Genomic DNA, 19,258 nt, shown 5'->3' on the forward strand with positions numbered 1-19,258 from the left:
GCGCTAGGTGAATTTCACGCTTGCCTTGCTGGCAGGGCTTGTCCTGCTGCTGCCTGGCATGACCGCCCTTGTCAGTTGGAATATCCAGGGTGCGGCGCAAGGTGCCAAGCGGCCCGAACTGCAGCTGACATCCGTGACCGCGCTTTTCGTGGCTTTGGGCATGGCCCTCCTGATGCACGTCCTTGGCTATGGGCTCGTATCACTGATCTGGGCAGCCCTCGTCGAACTCGGTGAGCATGTAAGACCTGTGGGGCCGCTCATTGAGAACCCCTACGAGATGGCGCTGGCCATTTCCCTTGGCGGAAAGCCCGCCAGTTCCGGGTCGATCGAAGCCTTTCTCGTTCTTACGCTGCTTGAATGCCTGCTGGCCTGGCGCCTGATCGCCTCGCCCGGGCTCGACCTTGTCTTGGACGGCTTCGACGTCCGATCGCAAGGCTGGGTCTATCAGCATGTCGTTCGCCCTTTGCGCCACGGCTACACGCCCATCGCCTATGTCCTCACGACGACGCCGAGCGGTGAGTATGGCATCGGCTATGAAGGGATTGTGGCAGACATCCGGCAGGGGGAGAACGGAGAGCTCAAGTCGATCAGTCTCGCTGAGCCGCAACGCTTCGCCTACCAACTCATTCCGGCGAGTGACCAGCATCCTCGCCGCAAGCCACAACTGGTTACCCACGAACGAGAATGGGTAGGAGGCGTCGTAGCCCTCGACGGCAGCGTGGTCCGCAATGTCGTGATCCATTCCGTCTCCCAGGCCCTTGTCGAGGAACTCGAGGAACTGGCCGTCGGGGAAGGAGAGGACCCATCGGAATGGGGCTTAGCCGATCGCGGCCAAGGTGAGGACCGGCCATGACCCTGATAGGTCAGCTTATAGTCCTGCTTGTTCTGGTCGTGGGGGTCGGGACTGGGATTGCCTTGACGGCAGCCTGGGCGCGCGAGTTTGCCGACTTGCTATGGCGACTGGTTCTTGCGCCACGAATTGTTAGCATGACCGTACTTTGCGGCATGCTGCTGATCGGGGCGGTCACGCACATCGTGTTGAAAGTCGATGTTGTTGGGCCTCTGGCGTTCGCGATCCAGTTGGCGGCGATGCCCTTTCTCGCCAATCCGCTGAGCGATCGTGCGGCCTATGGAATTGCGGGGCTTAGAAAATCCCGCCCCGAAGGGCTTGGCTGGAAGGGCTACGTTTTTTCGTCGAAACGCTTCGCCCAAAGCGTTGCTTATGCTGCTCCTCGTGCGGAGCAATAGCTTGGCTCGATGTCTGTGCATCTGGATGGCGCCATCAGCTTTACCACTCTGACGCAGCCGCCGATCACCCCACCTCAAAGGCCGACATTACCTATATCTGCCGATAGTTCCGCGAGAGCCCGGCGGACAGGTCAAATTGATCGAGATAGCCGTGGACGGCCCAGCTCACGCGTTTGGCGAGACCTGCTGGGTCTGTTTCTCCGCGCTCGCCAGCACCGTCGATCATGCCTTTGATGATCGCCAATACGTCCTGCGCGGCCAAAGTGAGATCGGCGGGCTTTTGTAAGTCTGACTGCCGGAGAACGTCGAGCAGAATAGCCTGAAGCCGGCAGGTAACACCCAAAGTGTCCTCGTCGAGTGGCAGGCGTGCCTCCTCGATGTCGAGTAACCGGGCCAATGTCGGTCGGCGGAGCTGGTGCCGCACAGCGGCGCGGATCACCACAGACAGTGCGTCCTCGCCCATCGGACCTGCAAGGGCAGTTTCAGCATCGGCAATCAGCAAAGACGTCTCGCGTGCGATCAGCGCCCCGATCAGGGCGTCCTTGCCCGGAAAATACTGGTAGAGAGAACCGATGCTGACGCCGGCACGCGCCGCCACGGCGTTGGTCGTAAATCCACCCAGACCAGCTTCCTCGAGAATGCGAGCGGCTGCTTCGACGATCACGTTCACAGTATCTGCGGAACGGGCCTGCCGGGGGGGCTTTCTCGGACGTGGGCGCTGTTGGTCGTGCGGTTTGGTCATGGCGGTGAATGCGAGTAGCCAATTATGAGGATTTGCTCGCATTTTATGGGCGTCACTCCATGACGCAAGGAAAAACCATGACTGCGACGCTTCCGTTCGAACCCACTCTGACCGTCTTCATGCTGGTCAAGACTTCTCGCGAGTGGCTGGGCTTTTCTGTCGATCGGCGCTTTGAGCTGCTCGCCGAGCACTTCACGCCAATACTCAGGAAACATGCTGCCGGGGTCGCCCTCCGCTTTTTCGATGTCGAGTTCTACTCGGCCCGGGTGACCGATATCTGGATGTGGGATGCCAAGGATCACCACGCTTATGAACTGCTGGTCGAAGACCTGCGGGTGACCGCCTTCTGGGACCGCTATTTCGACATTGTCGAAATCCTGTCGGGCGTCGAGAACGCTTACGCGAAAAACTATGATCGGCCGACGATCAACGCCTGAGACAGCAGGGGGCAGGCATGTGCCTGCCCCACTCCTTGCGAAGACGGACGATGTGCGATGTGCAAGTTGCTGCCGTCATTGTGGTGGCTTCAGGTGAGATTTACCTGCCGGTCAGTGCGGCAACGAGGAACGCCCGCTTGTGCCAACACCGGCCATTGAGCAGTAGCCAAAGCGCATTGACGACGCTAGAACAGGTCGGGAACAAGGGGGCATTATGCTGCTTAAGACAGTTCATGTTCAGCACTTCAAGCACGTTCTTGACTCAACAGAGGTCGCAATTCAGCCAGACGTTACCTGTTTGGTGGGCAAGAATGAGTCGGGCAAAACCGCTTTTCTTGAAGCACTTCGTCGCCTGAACCCCGCCCAAGGGAACGTCAATTTCAACATCGGTCGCCATTACCCCGCATGGCTGGAAAAGACTCATCGCCGCCAAGGTAAGGACCTAGAGCAAGTCCAGCCCATCGAAGCGACCTTTGAGTTGCAGGATGGCGACAAGGTCGCCGTCAGCGCTGTATTTGGCGAAGGTGTGCTCACCTCTGACGAATTCACGCTAAGCCGAAAATATGACAACGGGCAGCTTTACACTTACAAGGCGGACGAAGCAAAGGCAGTCGCCAATATTCTGGCCAACCTAGACCTGCCCAAGAGCGTGACGGAAACTACAAAAAGCATCACGACTTTCGCTTCGCTGCTCGCCGCCGCTGAGAAGCTCACCGCCAACGAAGAAGACGAGCAAATCAAGGCTTCTGGAGAGGCTATTACTGCCAAGGTGACAGCCGCTCTCGGTCAGGGCCTCGATTTCCGAGCCAAGATGCGCGCAATCCTCAAGACGCGCATTCCCAAGTTCTTTTATTATGCCGAGTACAGCCGCCTTCCCGGGATCGTTAAAATTCGGGAGTTGCTGCAAGCGGACGAAGACACCCTTGATGTAGATATGGCGACAGCACGTTCGCTGCTGAGTATGGCCGGCGCAGACGACGAATATCTGCTCGACCCGGAGTACGAAACCCGGAAGCGGGAGCTTGAAAACGTCGCTAACGCCATCACGCAGGATGTACTGACCTATTGGACGACCAATACCGATCTTCGCGTTCTCATAGACATTACGCAGAAAACGGAAGCTCAGCAGAACGGCAATCATGCAGTGCTGGATGAAATGCACGTGCGGATGTACGACAACCGGCACATGCTTTCCCTGCCGTTTGACGAACGATCATCTGGCTTCCAGTGGTTCTTCTCGTTTCTGTCGGCATTTTCGCGGTACGAGTATGATGATACGCCGGTCATCATATTGCTTGATGAACCTGGCCTTGGCCTGCACGCGCGCGCCCAAAAGGATTTCCTCCGCTTTATTGACGAGCGGTTGGCGAAGCGATGCCAGGTCATTTACAGCACACACTCCCCCTTCATGGTCCAGCCCGGCCTGCTAGAGCGGGCGCGTGTTGTCGAAGATAAGGGCCGCGAGACGGGCTCGGTCATTTCCTCGGACGTGCTGACGACCGATCCCGATACCTTGTTCCCCCTGCAAGGTGCCCTTGGTTACGACGTTGCGCAGCACCTCCTGATTGCCCAAGACAACCTTGTCGTGGAGGGGCCTTCCGACCTTGCCTACATGTCGACTATCTCCGCCCACTTGAAGGACAACGGGCGGACTGGGCTGGACGATCGCTGGGCAATAATCCCGGTCGGTGGGGCCGACACGATCCCTACCTTCGTCGCGCTTTTGGGTATTCATCTGGATGTGACGGTTCTGGTTGATGCCCGGAAAGAGGGACACCAGCGGCTCGCGACCTTGGCGCAGAACGGCTTCTTGAGTGCAACGCGGATTGTTACAGTCGGTGAGCTCCTGAACCGGAAAGCGGCAGATATCGAAGACCTCTTCACCGCTGCCGACTATCTTCTCCTCTACAACGCTGCCTTCGGTAAAAGCATCGCGGAAGGGGACCTGAAAGGCACTGATCCGCTTGTACGGAAGATCGCGCGCTTGGAGGACGTTGATCGGTTCGACCACAATCGGCCAGCCGATAGGTTCTTGCGTGATAAGGCGACTTTCCTCCCTCAGCTTTCGAACACCACGCTCGACAACTTTGAGAAGCTCTTTGTCCGCATCAACGACACCCTGACCAAGCGTTAGGCGCGAACGAGTGGGCCGGTTTTGGGCATAGCGGACACGCAGACCATCGTGTCGGAATGGCGCATTGTGGTCGGCACCCGCCAGAAGCTCCTGGTTAGCACGGTGGGGTGAAGTTGCTGCGCTTTTGAGCAAACTGCTCCCTGACCACAGTAACCGTCCGGCGAGCCCCGCTTGCTGCCGCCGTCTGGTGTGTCAGGACGTCCTATAGGTCGTGCAATAGGGCGCGCTTAGGACAGCCATGACACAGGTAACGGTGCTGACGGGGGCGCGACGCCGCCGGGATTGGACGGATCGGGATCGCTTGGAGATTTTGCGCGAGGCATTCTCGCCGGGTGCCTGTGTGGCGGATGTTGCGCGCCGTCATGATGTTTCCCGAGGCTTGATCTACTTGTGGCGTCGGGCTGCCTTGCAGCAGGTTCAGGAGGCCTTTGTTCCGGCGGTCATCGAAGACGAGTCCGAGACCACCGCCAACGCGTCGGCACAAGAGCCGGAAGCCGCCATCGTGCTGGATTTCGCCGATGGCCGGCGATTGAGGATTTTCGCCTCAGCCCCACCCGCACTTGCGGTGGCTGCCTTGAAGGCGATGCGGTGATCCCGGCGGGCGCGCGGGTGTGGATCGCGATGGGCCACACCGATATGCGGCGAGGGATGCAGAGCCTGGCCGCAATGGTCCAGCAGCACTTTACCAAGGACCCGTTCTGCGGCGATCTGTGGGTCTTCCGTGGCCGCTCCGGATCGCTGGTGAAGATCATCTGGCACGACGGGATCGGCATGTCGCTCTACGCGAAGCGGCTCGAGAAGGGGCGGTTTGTGTGGCCGTCAGCGAAGGACGGGACGGTGTCGCTGACGAGTTCGCAACTGGCTTGCCTGCTGGACGGGATCGACTGGCGCAACCCGCAATATTCGTGGCGCCCGCAGAGCGCGGGATAGCCGATAATCCAGGCATTTCGGGCTTGCTTCGAGAGGGTGTTGGTGATTCACTCGCGCCCATGGAAGCCGCTGTTTCGCCCCTTCCGGATGATGCTGAAGCGCTCAAGGCGCTGCTGACACTGGCGCTGCAGAAGGCCGAGGCGGCCGAGCAACGCGCCGCGGTCGTCGAGGCCGAGTTGGCTAACGCGCGGGCCCTGGCCAGCGCCACCGAAGCAATGATCGCACATCTCAAGCTGCAGAACGCCAAGCTGCGCCGCGAGCAGTACGGCGCCAGTGCCGAACGCACCGAGCGGCTGCTTGCCCAGTTCGAGCTTGGGTATGAGGATCTCGAAGCCGATGCGGCGGAAGACGAGCTCGCCGCCAAGGTCGCCGCAGGGAAGACGACGACCATTCCCGCGTTCGAGCGCAAGAAGCCGGTCCGTAAGCCGTTTCCCGAGCACCTGCCCCGCGAGCGCGTGGTCGTTTCCGCGCCATGCTCGTGCCCGGCCTGCGGCAGCAACCGCCTGTCGAGGCTGGGCGAGGATGTGACCGAGACGCTCGAAGTGATCCCGCGCGCATGGAAGGTCATCCAGACAGTGCGCGAGAAGTTCGTCTGCCGGGACTGCGAGAAGATCACGCAGCCACCGGCACCGTTCCACGTCACCCCGCGCGGATGGGCGGGTCCCAGCTTCCTCGCCATGCTGATGTTCGACAAGTACGGCCAGCATCAGCCACTCCACCGCCAGGCCGACCGCTTTGCCTGCGAAGATGTCCCGCTCAGCGTGTCGACGCTGGCCGACCAGATCGGAGCTGCATGTCACTCGCTCATGCCGATCTACCGGATGATCGAGGCCCACGTCCTTGCCGCCGAGCGTCTCCATGGCGACGACACGACAGTGCCGGTCATGGCCAAGGGCAAGACCGATACCGGCCGACTATGGAACTATGTACGTGACGATCGGCCGTTCGGCGGCTCCGATCCGCCGGCAGTCATCTTCCACTATTCGCGCGACCGGCGCGGCGAGCATCCCCGAGTGCACCTCGCGTCCTGGTCAGGGATCCTGCAGGCCGATGCTTATGGTGGCTACGGTGAGCTGTACGCCCTCGATCGCCAACCAGGTCCCATCCTGGAGGCAGGGTGCTTCGCGCACGCGCGCCGGAAATTCTTCGAACTCGCCGACGTCGAGGGTGCGGCGCGCAAGAAGAGCCGCGGCGAGAAGGCGCCGGTCATCTACCCGATCGCGCTGGAGGCCGTGCAGAAGCTCGACACCCTGTTCGCGATCGAGCGCGACATCAACGGCAAGAACCCCGCCGAGAGGCTCGCCGCTCGCCAGGAGCTGAGTGCGCCGCTGATGGAGGAACTGCACGAGTGGCTGAACGCGCAACTCGCCAAGGTCTCCCGCAACCACGACGTGGCCAAAGCCATCAACTACATGCTGCGTCGCTGGGGCGCGTTCACCCGGTTCCTCGATGATGGCAGGGTCTGCCTCTCGAACAATGCCGCCGAGCGGTCGCTGCGCTGTGTGCCCCTTGGGCGTAAGTCGTGGCTGTTCTGCGGCTCGGATCGCGGCGGTCAGCGCGCGGCGATCACCTACTCGCTGATCCAGACCTGCCGGCTCAACGACGTCGATCCGCAAGCCTGGCTCACCGATGCACTGGCCCGCATCGCCGATCATCCAGTCAACCATCTCGACGCGCTGTTGCCCTGGAACTGGAGCGTCAATCAACGCGCAATCGCCGCCTGATCGAAACACGCTGCGGCCTTCGGCGTATGCTTACTGACCACACAACCCATACCGTGATCATTGACTAGCCCTATCGCCTGCACGAAGGCATAAGCGGTGGAAGGCTCCACGAATGCCCAAGCCACTGACAATCAGCTTGGATCATGGGCAAGCCTCTGTGATCTTGTCGCGATACTATCCAGGAATTGCCTGTGTCCTCGCCAATCCGCGTTCTTGTTCCAGTTGATGATACCGATTCTGAGGCACTGGCAATCCCGCTAGCCTACGCAAAAACGATCGCCCAACGCGCGAATTCGCGGGCCGAAAAGATCGTTCTGCTAACCCACACCAAACAGCAGCTGCGATCGACCTCGCTTGTAAGCCATCTGGGGGTTCAGGCCTGCAAAGCGCTTGCGGCAAACAAGCCTGTTGGGCTTGGGGAAGGTCTCGTGCTGCATCATGAGACTTTGCAGACTCTACGTTTCGGCGTTGGGAGAGCCATCGTCATCGCCTTCTATGCCGATGAGAAGATGATGGATTTCGTCGATGGGCTGTCGGGCCTCATCGGTGTCATTGCAGTGCCATGGCTAAAGGGTGGCGCTGGCGCCTGGGCAGCACGCTGGACGCCACATGTCCATGGGGAGGCCGCCCAACACCCGGCAAAGATTCTTGACGATCCAGTCATCGAAAGTGCGCTCAAGCAGCTTTCGCTAGTGACCAATCTCTCGCACAGCGCGCTGCACCCTCGCGACAAGCAATATGCGGATGAGACCCTGAGGATCCTGCGGACAAAAGGTCACTCAGCCCCCGTCGCCAGCATCAAATCCTGGGCTATCCGAGAAGGGTGGAAGCCCGGTGCTGCGGAGGATCTCGCAAGACTCGCCGAGAAGATCTTCGCACTGAAAACCAAACCCAGCCTCTCGAAATTCCACGATGCCGATGGGCGATACGCACGCTGGAAAGCTGGCAGCGAAGAGGCTTGAATAATCTGGGCTTCTTCGGAACTTTTGCCCGGCTTTTTGGAGCGGAGTTGCTGCCGATCCGCAGCTAGGCTGACCTGTCAGGCGCGGCTAGCCCAAGTCGCTCAACCACAGATGGGTCGGACGCCGACTTGAGGAGCGCGGCCCAGTCGTCGGGCGGATTGCCGTCCTCCAGCATTCCCCTGAATACCCGGTAGGCGTCGGTCTTGGCCCCATATGTGCGCAGGCTGTTCTCGTCGTTGACCCAGGCGAAAATGATCACTTTGGCCGCGAAGTTGTAACGGAAGAACAGCCGGAACCTGCCCTTGCCGAATTTGGCGCGGAACCAGTGCTTGTAGCTGTCGCCCAGCGTCGATCCCTGCCGATATGCCTTTGCGGTAGGGTCCGCCGGCACTGTCTCGAAGACGAGCTTGCTCAGCATTGCGAGGAGCTTGGTGTTGGCGTGCCCTTGATAGTCGTCCGGCCGCTTCTCCTTCAGAACCTCAACGGCGGCGGTGAGCCTGTCGAGTTGATTAAGGAAGAGCGGATGCGCGTAAACGGTCCAGCCATTGATGATCAGCATGGCTAGAGCGCGACATCCCCGTCAATCTTGGTGTCGAGAGAAACATCGATGTCCCCAACCAGAGCGGCAATCCGCTCACGCATCGCCACGGACAGGGGCACAATCGACCTGTCCGGATGGTCCGCCATGTCCCGGGCGAGAAACTCCAGGAAACGATCGACGACCGGGTCGCTAGTCTCCTCGATCGCCTTCTCGACATAGACACGGCGCGCATCGTCGACAAAGAATGTGATGCGTCCGCCATAGTCCACGCCCAGCGCCTGTCGGACGGCCTTGGGGACCGTGGTCTGGCCCTTGGCGGTAATGGTGCTCTCTTCCTTGAGTAGCTCGGCCATGGTTGCGCTCCCGAATACTATGCCCGAATGTAAGGAAATTGCATTACCTTGTCAAGGGTGCCGAGGCTTCACCGTGGGGCCGTGTCGGCTGCCTTAGTCTGCTCGCAAGCTGTTCTACGCTTTTCCCTGTCGCTTTGCGCCAGCCTACGCCGCCCCCTCAACCTTGTTGAAACCGGCGCTTTTATGCGTCTCTTAATCACCCTCGTTGCGCCGTGACCTCACTTCACCGCGCTTCGGGAGTGCGAATGAGTCCGCTGTCGATCCAGTCAGAAGCAAGTAGCCGCGGTGCGCGCATGCTGCGCACTGCGCTCGGGACTGACATCGCGCGATGGCTGGCCGATCCCGCAGTCATCGAGGTCATGCTCAACCCCGATGGTCGCCTCTGGGTCGAGCGGCTTGGGCAAGGGGTCTGCGACAGCGGCGCCCGCCTCGCTCCGGCCGAAGGGGAGCGCATCATCCGCCTGGTTGCGCACCACGTCGGTGTCGAAGCCCATTCCCGAAATCCGCGCATCTCGGCCGAACTGCCCGAGGGTGGGGAGCGGTTCGAGGGGCTGCTGCCTCCCGTGGTCTCCGCCCCGACATTCGCCATCCGCAAACCTGCGATCGCGGTGTTCAGCCTCGACGACTATGTCTCGGCAGGGATCATGGACCGGGAGGAGGCAGTATTCCTCCGCCAGGCGGTGGCCGAGCGGCGCAATATCCTGGTCGCCGGTGGCACGGGCTCGGGCAAGACCACGCTCGTCAACGCATTACTCGCCGAAGTTGCCGGCACCGCGGACCGCGTCGTCCTCATTGAGGATACGCGGGAGTTGCAGTGCCTGGCGCCCAATCTTGTATCGCTGCGCACGAAAGAGGGCGTAGCCTCGCTGACCGATCTGGTGCGCTCGTCCCTGCGGCTGCGGCCCGATCGCATTCCCATCGGTGAAGTCCGCGGCCCCGAAGCGCTCGACCTCCTCAAGGCCTGGGGCACCGGCCATCCCGGCGGGATTGGAACGATCCACGCCGGCACCGCGCTCGGCACCCTGCGGCGCCTTGAGCAGCTCATCCAGGAAGCGGTCATTACCGTCCCCCGCGCCGCAATCGCCGAAACCATCGACGTGATCGCCGTGCTTGTCCGCGAGGGCGGCACCCGCCGTCTCGTGGAACTCGTCCGCGTGAGCGGCCTCGACCCGCACACCACCGACTATCGCCTGTCCCCCGCCTGTGGAGTTCTGCCATGATCCCGACATTCCGGCGCGCGCGCCGTGCGCGCCTTGCCTTCTCTTCGTCGCTGGCGCTGAGCCTTGCGCTACTGGTGCACGCACCTGCCTACGCCTCTGGTTCATCGATGCCGTGGGAAGCGCCGCTCCAGTCGATCCTGCAGTCGATCGAGGGGCCTGTCGCCAAGATCGTCGCGGTGATCATCATTATCGCCACCGGCCTAGGGTTGGCCTTCGGAGATACGTCCGGCGGCTTCCGGCGCCTGATCCAGATCGTCTTTGGTCTGTCGATCGCGTTTGCCGCATCGAGCTTCTTCCTCTCCTTCTTCTCGTTCGGCGGCGGGGCGCTCGTCTGATGTCCGGCGAAGAGGTCGCAGGCTATTTCGCGCCGGTACATCGCTCGCTCAGCGAGCCCATCCTGCTGGGCGGCGCACCCCGGTCCATGGCCATCGTCAATGGCACCCTTGCCGGCGCAATCGGTCTTGGCCTTCGCCTCTGGCTCGCAGGGCTTGCCCTCTGGGCGATCGGCCATGCCCTCTCGGTCTGGGCCGCCCGCCACGATCCGCAGTTCCTCGAAGTCGCCCGGCGTCACTTGTGCTACCCGGTATGGATGCGGCCATGATGTCGCTTCGCGAATATCGCTCGCGCGCCGCAACCCTGCCGGACTTCCTGCCATGGGCGGCTCTGGTCGCGCCCGGCGTGGTCCTCAACAAGGATGGCGCATTGCAGCGGACGCTGCGCTTTCGTGGTCCCGATCTCGACAGTGCAACGCCCGCCGAACTCGTCGCGGTGACCGCCCGGCTCAACAATGTCCTGCGCCGCCTGGGTTCGGGATGGGCGCTTTTCGTCGAGGCGCAGCGCTTTCCGGCGCTGGCTTATCCGGACTCCCGGTTTCCCGATCCGGTTTCTGCCTTGGTCGACCGCGAACGCGCGGAGCAGTTCCGGGAAGAGGCGGCGCATTTTGAAAGCGGCTATTTCCTGACCCTTCTTTGGCTGCCGCCTGCCGAGGCGGCGACGCGTGCCGAGAACTGGCTGTTCGAAGGCCAGGCCAAGCTGCAGGCCGGGGCAGGGGAGTGGCTGCGGACCTTCATCGACCGCACCGATCGCTTGCTCGGCCTGATCGAGGGTTTCATGCCCGAGGCGGCCTGGCTCGATGATGGCGAAACGCTCACCTATCTCCACTCCTGCATCTCGACCCGGCGGCATCGTGTCCGCGTGCCCGAAGTGCCGGCCTATCTCGATGCGATCCTGCCCGACGAAAGCCTCACCGGCGGCCTCGAGCCGCGGCTTGGCGAGCATCATCTGCGCACGCTGACGATCAACGGTTTTCCCAGCGCGACCTTCCCAGGCCTGCTCGACGAACTCAATCGCCAATCCTTCGCCTACCGCTGGTGCTGCCGCGCCATCATGCTCGACAAGACTGATGCCGCGCGCGTGATGTCGCGGATCCGCCGCCAGTGGTTCGCCAAGCGCAAGTCGGTCGCGGCCATCGTCAAGGAGGTCATGACCAACGAAGCCTCGGTCCTCATGGACAGCGATGCGGCCAACAAGGCGGCCGATGCCGACCTTGCCCTGCAGGAACTCGGCGCCGACCATGCCGGGCTTGCCTATGTAACGACCAGCCTCACCGTCTGGGACCGTGATCCCGGTCTTGCCGCCGAGCGGCTGCGTCAGGTCGAAAAGGTCATCCAGGGCCGCGACTTCGCCTGCACGAGCGAGCGCATGAACGCACTCGAGACCTGGCTCGGCAGTCTCCCCGGGCATGTCTACGCCAACGTTCGCCAGCCTCCTGTCTCGACGCAGAACCTGGCCCATATGCTGCCCCTCTCCGCCGTCTGGGCTGGACCGCCCGACGATGCCCATTTGGGGGATGCGCCGCTCTTCCTTGCCAAGACCGAGGGCTCGACGCCGTTCCGCTTTGCCCTGCACGTCGGCGACGTCGGGCACACCCTGGTGGTCGGCCCCACCGGTGCGGGCAAGTCGGTCCTGCTTGCGCTGATGGCGCTGCAGTTCCGGCGCTATCGGGACAACCAGATCTTCGCGTTCGACTTTGGCGGATCGATCCGCGCTGCGGCGCTCGCCATGGGCGGGGACTGGCAGGACCTTGGCGGCGCGCTGCATGCGGATGACGCCGGGGTCGCGTTGCAGCCGCTCTCTGGCATTGATGATCCCGCGGAGCGCGCATGGGCTGCGGAATGGCTGGCGGCCGTCCTTGGCGGCGAGGGGGTGGTTCTCGATCCTTCCGCCAAGGACCATCTCTGGTCCGCGCTTACCTCGCTCGCTTCCGCACCGGTCGCCGAGCGCACCTTGACCGGTCTTGCGGTCCTGCTCCAGTCACAGCAGCTCAAGCAGGCGCTTTTGCCCTTTTGCGTGGGTGGCCCCTGGGGCCGTCTGCTCGACGCTGAGGCTGAGCAACTGGGCCAGGCAAGCGTCCAGGCTTTCGAAACCGAGGGTCTTGTCGGCGCGGGCGCTGCCGCCGCCGTTCTCTCTTACCTATTCCACCGGATCGAGCGACGCCTCGACGGGCGACCGACCCTCATCATCATCGACGAGGGCTGGCTCGTGCTCGACCATCCCGCGTTCGCCGCGCAATTGCGCGAGTGGCTCAAGACGCTGCGCAAGAAGAATGCGAGCGTCGTCTTCGCGACCCAGAGCCTCGCCGACATCGAGCGCTCCTCGATCGCGCCTGCGATCATCGAAAGCTGCCCGACACGCATCTTCCTCCCGAATGAGCGCGCCGCCGAGCCCCAGATCCAGGCGGTTTACGAGCGCTTCGGGCTGAATGCGCGGCAGATCGAGATCCTCAGCCGCGCCACGCCCAAGCGCGACTACTACTGCCAGTCCCGGCGCGGCAACCGCCTTTTCGAGCTGGGCCTGGGAGAGGTCGCTCTCGCCTTCACCGCTGCCTCGTCGAAAACGGATCAGGCGAAGATCAGCCAGATGATCGCCGAACACGGGCGCGAGCGTTTCGCCGCCGTCTGGCTTGCCGTGCGCGGCCTCGACTGGGCTGCCGAGCTTCTTCCCACCATGTCCCTGGAGGTCTGAGCATGTCCATTCCCCGTTCGCGTTTCGCGCTTTGGTCCGCCACTGCGGGCCTGGCTATTGCGCCGATGCTCCTGCTGGCGAGCCCAGCCCGGGCTCAGTTCGGCTTTGGCGGTATCGTCTACGATCCCACCAACTACGCCCAGAATGTGCTGACGGCCGCACGATCGCTGCAGCAGATCAACAACCAGATACAGCAGATCCAGAACCAGGCGCAGAGCCTGATCAACGAGGCGAAGAATCTGGCCAGCTTGCCGGTCTCCACGCTCTCAACCCTGGAGGCGCAAGTCCAGCAGACCCGCCAGCTCATCGGCCAGGCACAGCGCATCGCCTATAGCGTCAAGGATATCGAGAGCGCCTTTGGCACTCGATATTCGGGATCGGCACTGACCGGTTCGGCCCGAGACATGGTGGCCAATGCCAATGCGCGCTGGCAGGATAGCGTCGCCGCCTTCGAGGATGCGCTGAAGGTGCAGGCGGGCGTCGTCGGCAACATCGATGGCGCAAGATCGTCGCTGTCGGCTCTCGTCGCGGCCAGCCAAAGCGCGAGCGGTGCCTTGCAGGCGGCTCAAGCCGGCAATCAGCTTCTGGCGCTCCAGAGCCAGCAGCTCGCCGACATGACCGCAGCCTTGGCGGCGCAGGGGCGGGCGCAGGCGCTCGAATCGGCGCGCAATGCCGCCGCCGAAGCCGAAGGGCGTGCGCGCTTTGCCCGGTTCCGGGGGCGCAACTGAGATGGGACCGGGAAGGAAAGGGATGCGGGTGGCGGGCGTGGCGGCAAGCGCTGCGCTGGTCATCACGCTTGGCGTTGTTGCACTACGGGCGCCTCAGCGCCCGGTGGTTGCCTCGCCGGCACTTTCCAGTCCCGCAGGTCCCGAGCCAGCGCCGCCTTCGTGCCGGACAGCCACCGCGCCAGACCCGGTCTGCAATGCCTATTGGGCGGGACGCCGCCAGCGCTTCTTCGCGAGGCCTTCACAGCCATGAACGACACCGGCATCATCGACACCTTCCTCGGCGTCTTCACCCGCTATGTCGAATCCGGCTTCGGCCTGCTTGGCGGCGAGGTCGGCTTCCTCTCCTCGACGCTGATCGTGATCGATGTGACGCTTGCCGCCCTGTTCTGGGCCTGGGGCGCCGACGAGGATGTGTTGCAACGTCTTGTCCGCAAGACGCTGTATATCGGAACCTTTGCCTTCATCATCGGCAATTTCGGGCATCTGGCGACCGTCCTATTCGAGAGCTTCGCGGGCCTGGGCCTCAAGGCCTCGGGAAGCGGAATGGCGATCGGCGACTTCATGCGGCCGGGCGCTGTCGCTGCGACCGGTCTCGATGCCGGCGCCCCTTTGCTCGATGCAACCGCCGACCTGCTGGGGCCGGTCGGGCTCTTCACCAATTTCGTCCAGATCGCGATCTTGCTGATCGCCTGGCTGATTGTCGTGCTCGCCTTCTTCGTGCTCGCGATCCAGGTCTTCGTGACCATCATCGAGTTCAAGCTGGTCACGCTGGCAGGTTTTGTCCTGCTGCCCTTCGCCTTCTTCGGGCGCACCGCCTTCATGGCTGAGCGCGTGCTTGGGCACATCATTTCTTCGGGGATCAAGGTCCTGGTGCTCGCTGTCATCACCGGGATCGGCACGACGCTCTTCAGCCAGTTTACCGCCGCCGGCCTGGGCGAGGATCCGACCGTCGAACAGGTGATGGCAATCGCGCTTGCCGCCCTCACGATGCTGGGGCTCGGCATTTTCGGACCGGGCATCGCCAACGGCATCGTCTCGGGTGGCCCGCAGCTTGGTGCCGGTGCTGCCGCTGGTACGACGGTCGCTGCCGGCGCCACGCTTGCGGGCGGAGCGGCTGCCGCACGGATGGCCGGTGGCGCTGCGATCGGCGCTGCCAGCTCCGCCGCCTCCGGCACGGCGCGCGCGCTCGGCGGGGCGAGCCAGGCTTATGCAGCCGGAGCCGCCGGCAAGACCGGCGCCGGAGCCGTCGCCGGAGGTCTCGCCAATGTCGCGCAGGCCGCCGCCTCACCGGCCGCGTCACCGCTTCGCCGTGCCGCCGACACCCTCAAAAGCGGATTCTCCAAAGGGCAGGGCGGCGCTTCGGCTGAAGCTCCGTCCGATGCCGCATCCGGTGAACCGCCCGCATGGGTGAGCGCGATGAAGCGGCGGCAGGCGCTGGGGCAGGGGGCAACTCTCACCAGCCACACGCTCAAGGGCGGCGATAGCCATGGCGGCGGCGCCGGTCCCGATCTCAGTGAAAAGGAATGAGCGCTATGCTGTTTCGACGCCCATCGGTCCGCTATGGCGACACGCCAAGACCGGAAACACCTTACCAACGCGCGGCGCAGGTCTGGGACGACCGGATCGGTTCCGCCCGTGTCCAGGCGCGCAACTGGCGTCTGGCCTTTTTCGGGAGCCTGTCTTTTTCTACGCTGCTGACGGGCGGTCTAGTCTGGCAATCCGCACGGGGGACGATTGTCCCCTGGGTGGTCCAGGTCGACCGGCTCGGCGCCGCCGAGGCAGTCGCACCCGCAAGCCCCGACTACCGCCCGACTGATCCCCAGGTGGCGTTCCATCTTGCCCGGTTCGTCGAACAGGTCCGCAGCATTCCGGCTGACCCGGTGGTACTGCGCCAGAACTGGCTGCGCGCCTACGACTTCGTGACCGAGCGAGGGGCCGCCTCGCTCAGCGATTACGCCCGCACCAACGATCCGTTTGCCGAGATCGGCAAGACCCAGGTCGCCGTCGATGTCTCGAGCGTCATCCGGGCCTCGCCGGACAGCTTCCGCATCGCCTGGACCGAACGGCGCTATACCGATGGCGCCCTTGCAGAAACGTCGCGCTGGTCGGCGATCGCGACGGTCCTGACCCAAACCCCCAAGACGCCAGACGCCCTGCGGAAGAACCCGCTCGGCATCTACGTCAACGCGCTCAACTGGTCGAAGGAGCTCAGCCAATGACCAAGTCACCCTTTGGCCTCTGGCCGCTTACAGCCGCAGCTCTGCTGGGCTCGTCCATCACCACAGGGGCGCTGGCGCAGCCGGTTCCTTCCCCGGCAGCCGGGAAAGCGCCGCAAGCGCAATCCGCGCCCGGCCTGTCCCAGGCAACACCGGCGCACACCGTGCGTACAAGGCCCGGAAAGCGGGCGAGAATCACGCGCAAGACCAGTCTTTCGGACCCGCAGCGCCAGGTCGGTGCGGCCAATGCCGCCGCCCGCATTCAGCCGAGCAAAGGCGGCTACTTCAATGCGATCCAGCAATATGCCTATGCCGACGGCGCGCTCTACCAGGTCTATTCGGCACCCGGTCAGATCACCGATATAGCGCTCCAGGAGGGCGAGGAGCTGGTGGGCTCGGGGCCAGTAGCGGCCGGGGATACGGCGCGCTGGATTATCGGCGATACTATGAGCGGGGCAGGTGCAGCCAAACGGGTCCACATTCTGGTGAAGCCGACCCGCGGCGATATCGCGACCAACCTCATCATCAACACCGACCGGCGAACCTACCATCTCGAGCTCAAGGCGACGCCCTCGACCTACATGGCGTCGGTCTCCTGGACCTATCCGCAGGATGCGCTCATCGCGCTGCGCCTCGCCAATGCGGAACGCGCACGCACGGCGCCGGCCGCCACGGGATTTCAGCTCGACGGCCTCAACTTCCGCTATCGCATCACCGGCGACCGCCCTGACTGGCGCCCCCTTCGGGTCTTCGACGATGGCCGGCAGGTCATGATCGAGTTTCCCGAAGCGATCGGTACGACGGCCATGCCGCCCCTGTTCGTGATCGGGGACGGTGGCACCGCTGAGCTCGTGAACTACCGCGTGTCCGGCCGCTATATGGTCGTCGATCGCCTCTTTGGGGTCGCAGAGCTGCGCCTTGCATCGCGCAAAGCCGAGCAGCGGGTGCGGATCGAGCGCGAAAAGGCAAAGCCCCGGAGGGCGTCATGAGCGAACGCGATCTCTCGCGTCACGGAGGTATCCCTTCCGGGTCGTCTGCAGATGGTTCGCACTCCGCGCGGCCGGCGGATCCCGCGCCATTCCGCCTTGGCGGCGAGCCGCCGCAAGTCATGCGTCTGTCGCGCAAGGCGCTCGCGTTCGGTGGCGGGCTGGCCGCCTGCGCGATAGCGGGCGCCCTGTTCTACGCCCTGCAGCCGCGCGTAGCCTTGCCGCGCGCCAACCTCTACGAACCGCAGGCAAATGCCAAACCGGATGCTCTTGCCGGAGCACCGGCGAGCTATGACAAAGTCCCGAAGCTCGGACCGCCGCTGCCGGGCGATCTCGGCCGGCCGATCCTTGCGGCCCAACAGGAGGGGACCCCCGTTCCGGTGCCACCGATGGGCACTCCGCCTGCACCACCGGTGTCTGCTGCGGCTGAAGCCGACAGGCGACAAGCCGACGCGCGACAGGCCGCGATCGCGAGCAAACTGTTCCTGACATCGGGAAGCACCACCGGCTCTGAACAACGCGTGGCTGCGCCCGCGACTGCTTCGCCAGATTCTGCGCAGCCCGGTGCCTCAACCGGGCGCGAAGCCGATGGGCAAGCGGCACGCCGCGCCTTTCTCTCGCCGGACACGCGCCGGGTCACTGCGAGCGCGCAGCGCATCGCCGCTCCGGTATCGTCGCACGCGCTTCTAGCTGGCAGCATCATTCCCGCCGCCCTGATCACCGGCATCCGGTCCGATCTTCCGGGCCAGATCACAGCGCAGGTCACCGAGAATGTCTACGATAGCGCAACCGGGAGGCTCCTGCTGATCCCGCAGGGCAGCCGGCTCATCGGTGAGTATGACAGTGCTGTGGCCGCTGGCCAGACCCGCGTCCTGCTTGCGTGGGATCGGCTCATTCTGCCCTGTGGGCGCTCGATCCTGCTCGACCGCCAGCCCGGCGCCGATGCAGCCGGCAATGCCGGGCTTCAGGACCGCACCAACTATCATTGGGGCAATATGCTCAAGGCGGCGTTGGTCTCGACCATGCTCGGCGCTGGAACGCAGCTGGTCGCGCAAGGCGACGATGAACTGACCCGCGCACTGCGCTATGGCCTTCAGGACACGATCAACCAGACCGGCCGTCAGCTCGTACAGCGCGAGATCGCCGTGCCGCCAACCCTGACGATCCGGCCGGGCTTTGCCCTGCGCGTCCTTGTCACCCGCGACATCGTTCTGGATCCCGCGGACGGGGAGGGCGGACAATGAGAAAACTTCGTCTCGGACCGGTGCTGGAAGACAAGCCGGTGAAGGTCTCCGTCGAATTGTCCGCGGAGCTTGCGCGAACCCTTGCTGCCTATGCCGAAGCCCATGCCCGGGAAACCGGCCTGTCCACACCGTTGCCCCCGGAACGGCTGATCCCGCCCATGCTCCAGCGCTTCATGGCGGCAGATCGAGGCTTCAGGCGATTGGGCCGCACTTGACGCGTGAGCCGTCAGGCCCGGACCCGGTCGCACCCGAGTGCGTCAAGCTGCCCACGGCGCGTCATCCGCGCGCCGTGGGTCCCTCGACAGTGATGAATGGGACCGCAAGAGCATCCGCTGACGCGCTTCCATGAGCGCCAGCGGGGCATGATCGATTATGCAGAGTTCAGACTGTCCTGGTTGGGAGAGCCGCCAGACATTTGCGGGCTTCTATCAAGGACAGGTGAACACGATTCAGCAGGGGGCGATTGCCGCCCAAGCCAGCCTGCCCGTCATCTTGCTCGTGCTGGACCGGTCCAGGCCGGCGCTGACTTTGCTCGCCAGTCTGGAATGGACCTTGGTCCTGATCGCCGTGCTTGCATGGGCGGTTCTGGCGATCGTCCTCTACCGCGGCTTCGAAACCGAAGCGTGCCGCACACTCGCAACCTATGAGGCGGAGTGGGAAATCGCCTTTCCCGGGAAACCTCCGCTGCGACTGGCAGGCTTTCTGCTCAACCAGACCTACGCGCGTCGCCGCAGTCAGCGCTGAAGCTCGGCTGGCATGGGACGAAAGC

The 19,258-nt window shown here is 63.5% G+C and carries 22 protein-coding genes; 19 read left to right on the forward strand and 3 right to left on the reverse strand.

What is annotated here, in order from left to right; translation table 11 throughout:
• Positions 1-58: 58 nt before the first annotated feature.
• Both FHT19_RS05205 and FHT19_RS05210 read left to right on the forward strand, forming a co-directional pair.
• The gene (locus tag FHT19_RS05205) at positions 59-853 is read left to right on the forward strand and encodes a hypothetical protein (RefSeq protein WP_169474180.1); all 795 of its coding nucleotides are present in this window, start codon (positions 59-61) and stop codon (positions 851-853) included.
• A complete protein-coding gene (locus FHT19_RS05210; protein ID WP_169474181.1) occupies positions 850-1,248 on the forward strand; it encodes a hypothetical protein in 399 nt (132 codons plus the stop codon). Before FHT19_RS05205 ends, FHT19_RS05210 begins: the two co-directional genes overlap by 4 nt.
• Before the next feature lie 91 nt (positions 1,249-1,339).
• Here the strand turns inward: FHT19_RS05210 and FHT19_RS05215 are convergent, their stop codons facing one another.
• Complete coding sequence (locus tag FHT19_RS05215; protein WP_248290273.1) at positions 1,340-1,918, reverse strand: TetR/AcrR family transcriptional regulator; 579 nt, start codon at positions 1,916-1,918, stop codon at positions 1,340-1,342.
• Between the two features lie 149 nt (positions 1,919-2,067).
• On the opposite strand from FHT19_RS05215, the gene FHT19_RS05220 reads away from it, so the two are divergent.
• The 6 genes from FHT19_RS05220 (at position 2,068) to FHT19_RS05250 (ending at position 8,177) form a co-directional block, all read left to right on the forward strand.
• Positions 2,068-2,427: a darcynin family protein gene (locus tag FHT19_RS05220; protein ID WP_169474183.1), complete on the forward strand. Its 360-nt coding sequence runs from the start codon at positions 2,068-2,070 to the stop codon at positions 2,425-2,427.
• Positions 2,428-2,641: 214 nt separating this feature from the next.
• A complete protein-coding gene (locus FHT19_RS05225; RefSeq protein WP_169474184.1) occupies positions 2,642-4,561 on the forward strand; it encodes an AAA family ATPase in 1,920 nt (639 codons plus the stop codon).
• 238 nt (positions 4,562-4,799) lie between these two features.
• On the forward strand, positions 4,800-5,153 hold the full coding sequence (locus FHT19_RS05230) for a transposase (protein WP_169474185.1): 354 nt from the start codon (positions 4,800-4,802) through the stop codon (positions 5,151-5,153).
• A complete protein-coding gene (gene tnpB / locus FHT19_RS05235; RefSeq protein ID WP_248290274.1) occupies positions 5,150-5,491 on the forward strand; it encodes an IS66 family insertion sequence element accessory protein TnpB in 342 nt (113 codons plus the stop codon). Before FHT19_RS05230 ends, tnpB begins: the two co-directional genes overlap by 4 nt.
• A 59-nt stretch (positions 5,492-5,550) precedes the next feature.
• Positions 5,551-7,215: an IS66 family transposase gene (locus FHT19_RS05240; RefSeq protein WP_169474186.1), complete on the forward strand. Its 1,665-nt coding sequence runs from the start codon at positions 5,551-5,553 to the stop codon at positions 7,213-7,215.
• A 191-nt stretch (positions 7,216-7,406) separates the two neighbouring features.
• Positions 7,407-8,177 (forward strand): hypothetical protein, encoded by a 771-nt coding sequence (locus tag FHT19_RS05250; RefSeq protein ID WP_169474188.1) that lies wholly within the window; start codon positions 7,407-7,409, stop codon positions 8,175-8,177.
• A gap of 64 nt (positions 8,178-8,241) precedes the next feature.
• On the opposite strand, the gene FHT19_RS05255 is transcribed toward FHT19_RS05250, so the two are convergent.
• Together FHT19_RS05255 and FHT19_RS05260 are read right to left on the reverse strand one after the other, a co-directional pair.
• Complete coding sequence (locus tag FHT19_RS05255; RefSeq protein ID WP_169474189.1) at positions 8,242-8,736, reverse strand: type II toxin-antitoxin system YhaV family toxin; 495 nt, start codon at positions 8,734-8,736, stop codon at positions 8,242-8,244.
• A gap of 2 nt (positions 8,737-8,738) precedes the next feature.
• Positions 8,739-9,071, reverse strand: coding sequence for a type II toxin-antitoxin system PrlF family antitoxin (locus FHT19_RS05260; protein WP_169474190.1), 333 nt, complete (start codon positions 9,069-9,071; stop codon positions 8,739-8,741).
• Between the two features lie 245 nt (positions 9,072-9,316).
• On the opposite strand from FHT19_RS05260, the gene trbB reads away from it, so the two are divergent.
• The 11 genes from trbB to FHT19_RS05315 all read left to right on the forward strand — a co-directional run bounded on the left by trbB (position 9,317) and on the right by FHT19_RS05315 (position 19,233).
• Positions 9,317-10,291 (forward strand): P-type conjugative transfer ATPase TrbB, encoded by a 975-nt coding sequence (gene trbB, locus FHT19_RS05265; RefSeq protein ID WP_169474191.1) that lies wholly within the window; start codon positions 9,317-9,319, stop codon positions 10,289-10,291.
• Positions 10,288-10,626, forward strand: coding sequence for a TrbC/VirB2 family protein (locus FHT19_RS05270; RefSeq protein ID WP_169474192.1), 339 nt, complete (start codon positions 10,288-10,290; stop codon positions 10,624-10,626). Before trbB ends, FHT19_RS05270 begins: the two co-directional genes overlap by 4 nt.
• Complete coding sequence (locus tag FHT19_RS05275; protein ID WP_169474193.1) at positions 10,626-10,892, forward strand: VirB3 family type IV secretion system protein; 267 nt, start codon at positions 10,626-10,628, stop codon at positions 10,890-10,892. The genes FHT19_RS05270 and FHT19_RS05275 overlap by 1 nt, the downstream gene beginning before the upstream one ends.
• Positions 10,889-13,315 carry a conjugal transfer protein TrbE gene (gene trbE, locus FHT19_RS05280; RefSeq protein ID WP_169474194.1) on the forward strand — a complete coding sequence of 809 codons (2,427 nt, stop codon included), beginning with the start codon at positions 10,889-10,891 and terminating at the stop codon, positions 13,313-13,315. Before FHT19_RS05275 ends, trbE begins: the two co-directional genes overlap by 4 nt.
• Before the next feature lie 2 nt (positions 13,316-13,317).
• Positions 13,318-14,043: a P-type conjugative transfer protein TrbJ gene (gene trbJ / locus FHT19_RS05285; RefSeq protein WP_169474195.1), complete on the forward strand. Its 726-nt coding sequence runs from the start codon at positions 13,318-13,320 to the stop codon at positions 14,041-14,043.
• 246 nt (positions 14,044-14,289) lie between these two features.
• Entirely contained in the window at positions 14,290-15,570 is a 1,281-nt protein-coding gene (gene trbL, locus FHT19_RS05290) for a P-type conjugative transfer protein TrbL (RefSeq protein WP_169474196.1), read from the forward strand.
• Between the two features lie 8 nt (positions 15,571-15,578).
• The gene (trbF, locus tag FHT19_RS05295) at positions 15,579-16,262 is read left to right on the forward strand and encodes a conjugal transfer protein TrbF (RefSeq protein ID WP_169474935.1); all 684 of its coding nucleotides are present in this window, start codon (positions 15,579-15,581) and stop codon (positions 16,260-16,262) included.
• On the forward strand, positions 16,259-17,248 hold the full coding sequence (trbG, locus tag FHT19_RS05300) for a P-type conjugative transfer protein TrbG (protein ID WP_169474197.1): 990 nt from the start codon (positions 16,259-16,261) through the stop codon (positions 17,246-17,248). The genes trbF and trbG overlap by 4 nt, the downstream gene beginning before the upstream one ends.
• Positions 17,245-18,489 carry a TrbI/VirB10 family protein gene (locus FHT19_RS05305; protein WP_169474198.1) on the forward strand — a complete coding sequence of 415 codons (1,245 nt, stop codon included), beginning with the start codon at positions 17,245-17,247 and terminating at the stop codon, positions 18,487-18,489. The genes trbG and FHT19_RS05305 overlap by 4 nt, the downstream gene beginning before the upstream one ends.
• On the forward strand, positions 18,486-18,704 hold the full coding sequence (locus tag FHT19_RS05310) for a DUF2274 domain-containing protein (RefSeq protein WP_169474199.1): 219 nt from the start codon (positions 18,486-18,488) through the stop codon (positions 18,702-18,704). The genes FHT19_RS05305 and FHT19_RS05310 overlap by 4 nt, the downstream gene beginning before the upstream one ends.
• 223 nt (positions 18,705-18,927) lie before the next feature.
• Positions 18,928-19,233: a hypothetical protein gene (locus tag FHT19_RS05315; RefSeq protein WP_169474200.1), complete on the forward strand. Its 306-nt coding sequence runs from the start codon at positions 18,928-18,930 to the stop codon at positions 19,231-19,233.
• The last annotated feature ends 25 nt before the right edge of the window (positions 19,234-19,258 follow it).

Source organism: Novosphingobium sp. SG919, assembly GCF_012932495.1.
GTDB lineage: Bacteria > Pseudomonadota > Alphaproteobacteria > Sphingomonadales > Sphingomonadaceae > Novosphingobium > Novosphingobium rhizosphaerae.

Coding starts and splice junctions, on each gene's coding strand:
- FHT19_RS05205 (WP_169474180.1), top strand. CDS start 59: ATGACCGCCCTTGTCAGTTGGAATATCCAGGGTGCGGCGCAAGGTGCC.
- FHT19_RS05210 (WP_169474181.1), top strand. CDS start 850: ATGACCCTGATAGGTCAGCTTATAGTCCTGCTTGTTCTGGTCGTGGGG.
- FHT19_RS05220 (WP_169474183.1), top strand. CDS start 2,068: ATGACTGCGACGCTTCCGTTCGAACCCACTCTGACCGTCTTCATGCTG.
- FHT19_RS05225 (WP_169474184.1), top strand. CDS start 2,642: ATGCTGCTTAAGACAGTTCATGTTCAGCACTTCAAGCACGTTCTTGAC.
- FHT19_RS05230 (WP_169474185.1), top strand. CDS start 4,800: ATGACACAGGTAACGGTGCTGACGGGGGCGCGACGCCGCCGGGATTGG.
- FHT19_RS05240 (WP_169474186.1), top strand. CDS start 5,551: ATGGAAGCCGCTGTTTCGCCCCTTCCGGATGATGCTGAAGCGCTCAAG.
- FHT19_RS05255 (WP_169474189.1), bottom strand. CDS start 8,736: ATGCTGATCATCAATGGCTGGACCGTTTACGCGCATCCGCTCTTCCTT.
- FHT19_RS05260 (WP_169474190.1), bottom strand. CDS start 9,071: ATGGCCGAGCTACTCAAGGAAGAGAGCACCATTACCGCCAAGGGCCAG.
- trbB (WP_169474191.1), top strand. CDS start 9,317: ATGAGTCCGCTGTCGATCCAGTCAGAAGCAAGTAGCCGCGGTGCGCGC.
- FHT19_RS05270 (WP_169474192.1), top strand. CDS start 10,288: ATGATCCCGACATTCCGGCGCGCGCGCCGTGCGCGCCTTGCCTTCTCT.
- FHT19_RS05275 (WP_169474193.1), top strand. CDS start 10,626: ATGTCCGGCGAAGAGGTCGCAGGCTATTTCGCGCCGGTACATCGCTCG.
- trbE (WP_169474194.1), top strand. CDS start 10,889: ATGATGTCGCTTCGCGAATATCGCTCGCGCGCCGCAACCCTGCCGGAC.
- trbJ (WP_169474195.1), top strand. CDS start 13,318: ATGTCCATTCCCCGTTCGCGTTTCGCGCTTTGGTCCGCCACTGCGGGC.
- trbL (WP_169474196.1), top strand. CDS start 14,290: ATGAACGACACCGGCATCATCGACACCTTCCTCGGCGTCTTCACCCGC.
- trbG (WP_169474197.1), top strand. CDS start 16,259: ATGACCAAGTCACCCTTTGGCCTCTGGCCGCTTACAGCCGCAGCTCTG.
- FHT19_RS05305 (WP_169474198.1), top strand. CDS start 17,245: ATGAGCGAACGCGATCTCTCGCGTCACGGAGGTATCCCTTCCGGGTCG.
- FHT19_RS05310 (WP_169474199.1), top strand. CDS start 18,486: ATGAGAAAACTTCGTCTCGGACCGGTGCTGGAAGACAAGCCGGTGAAG.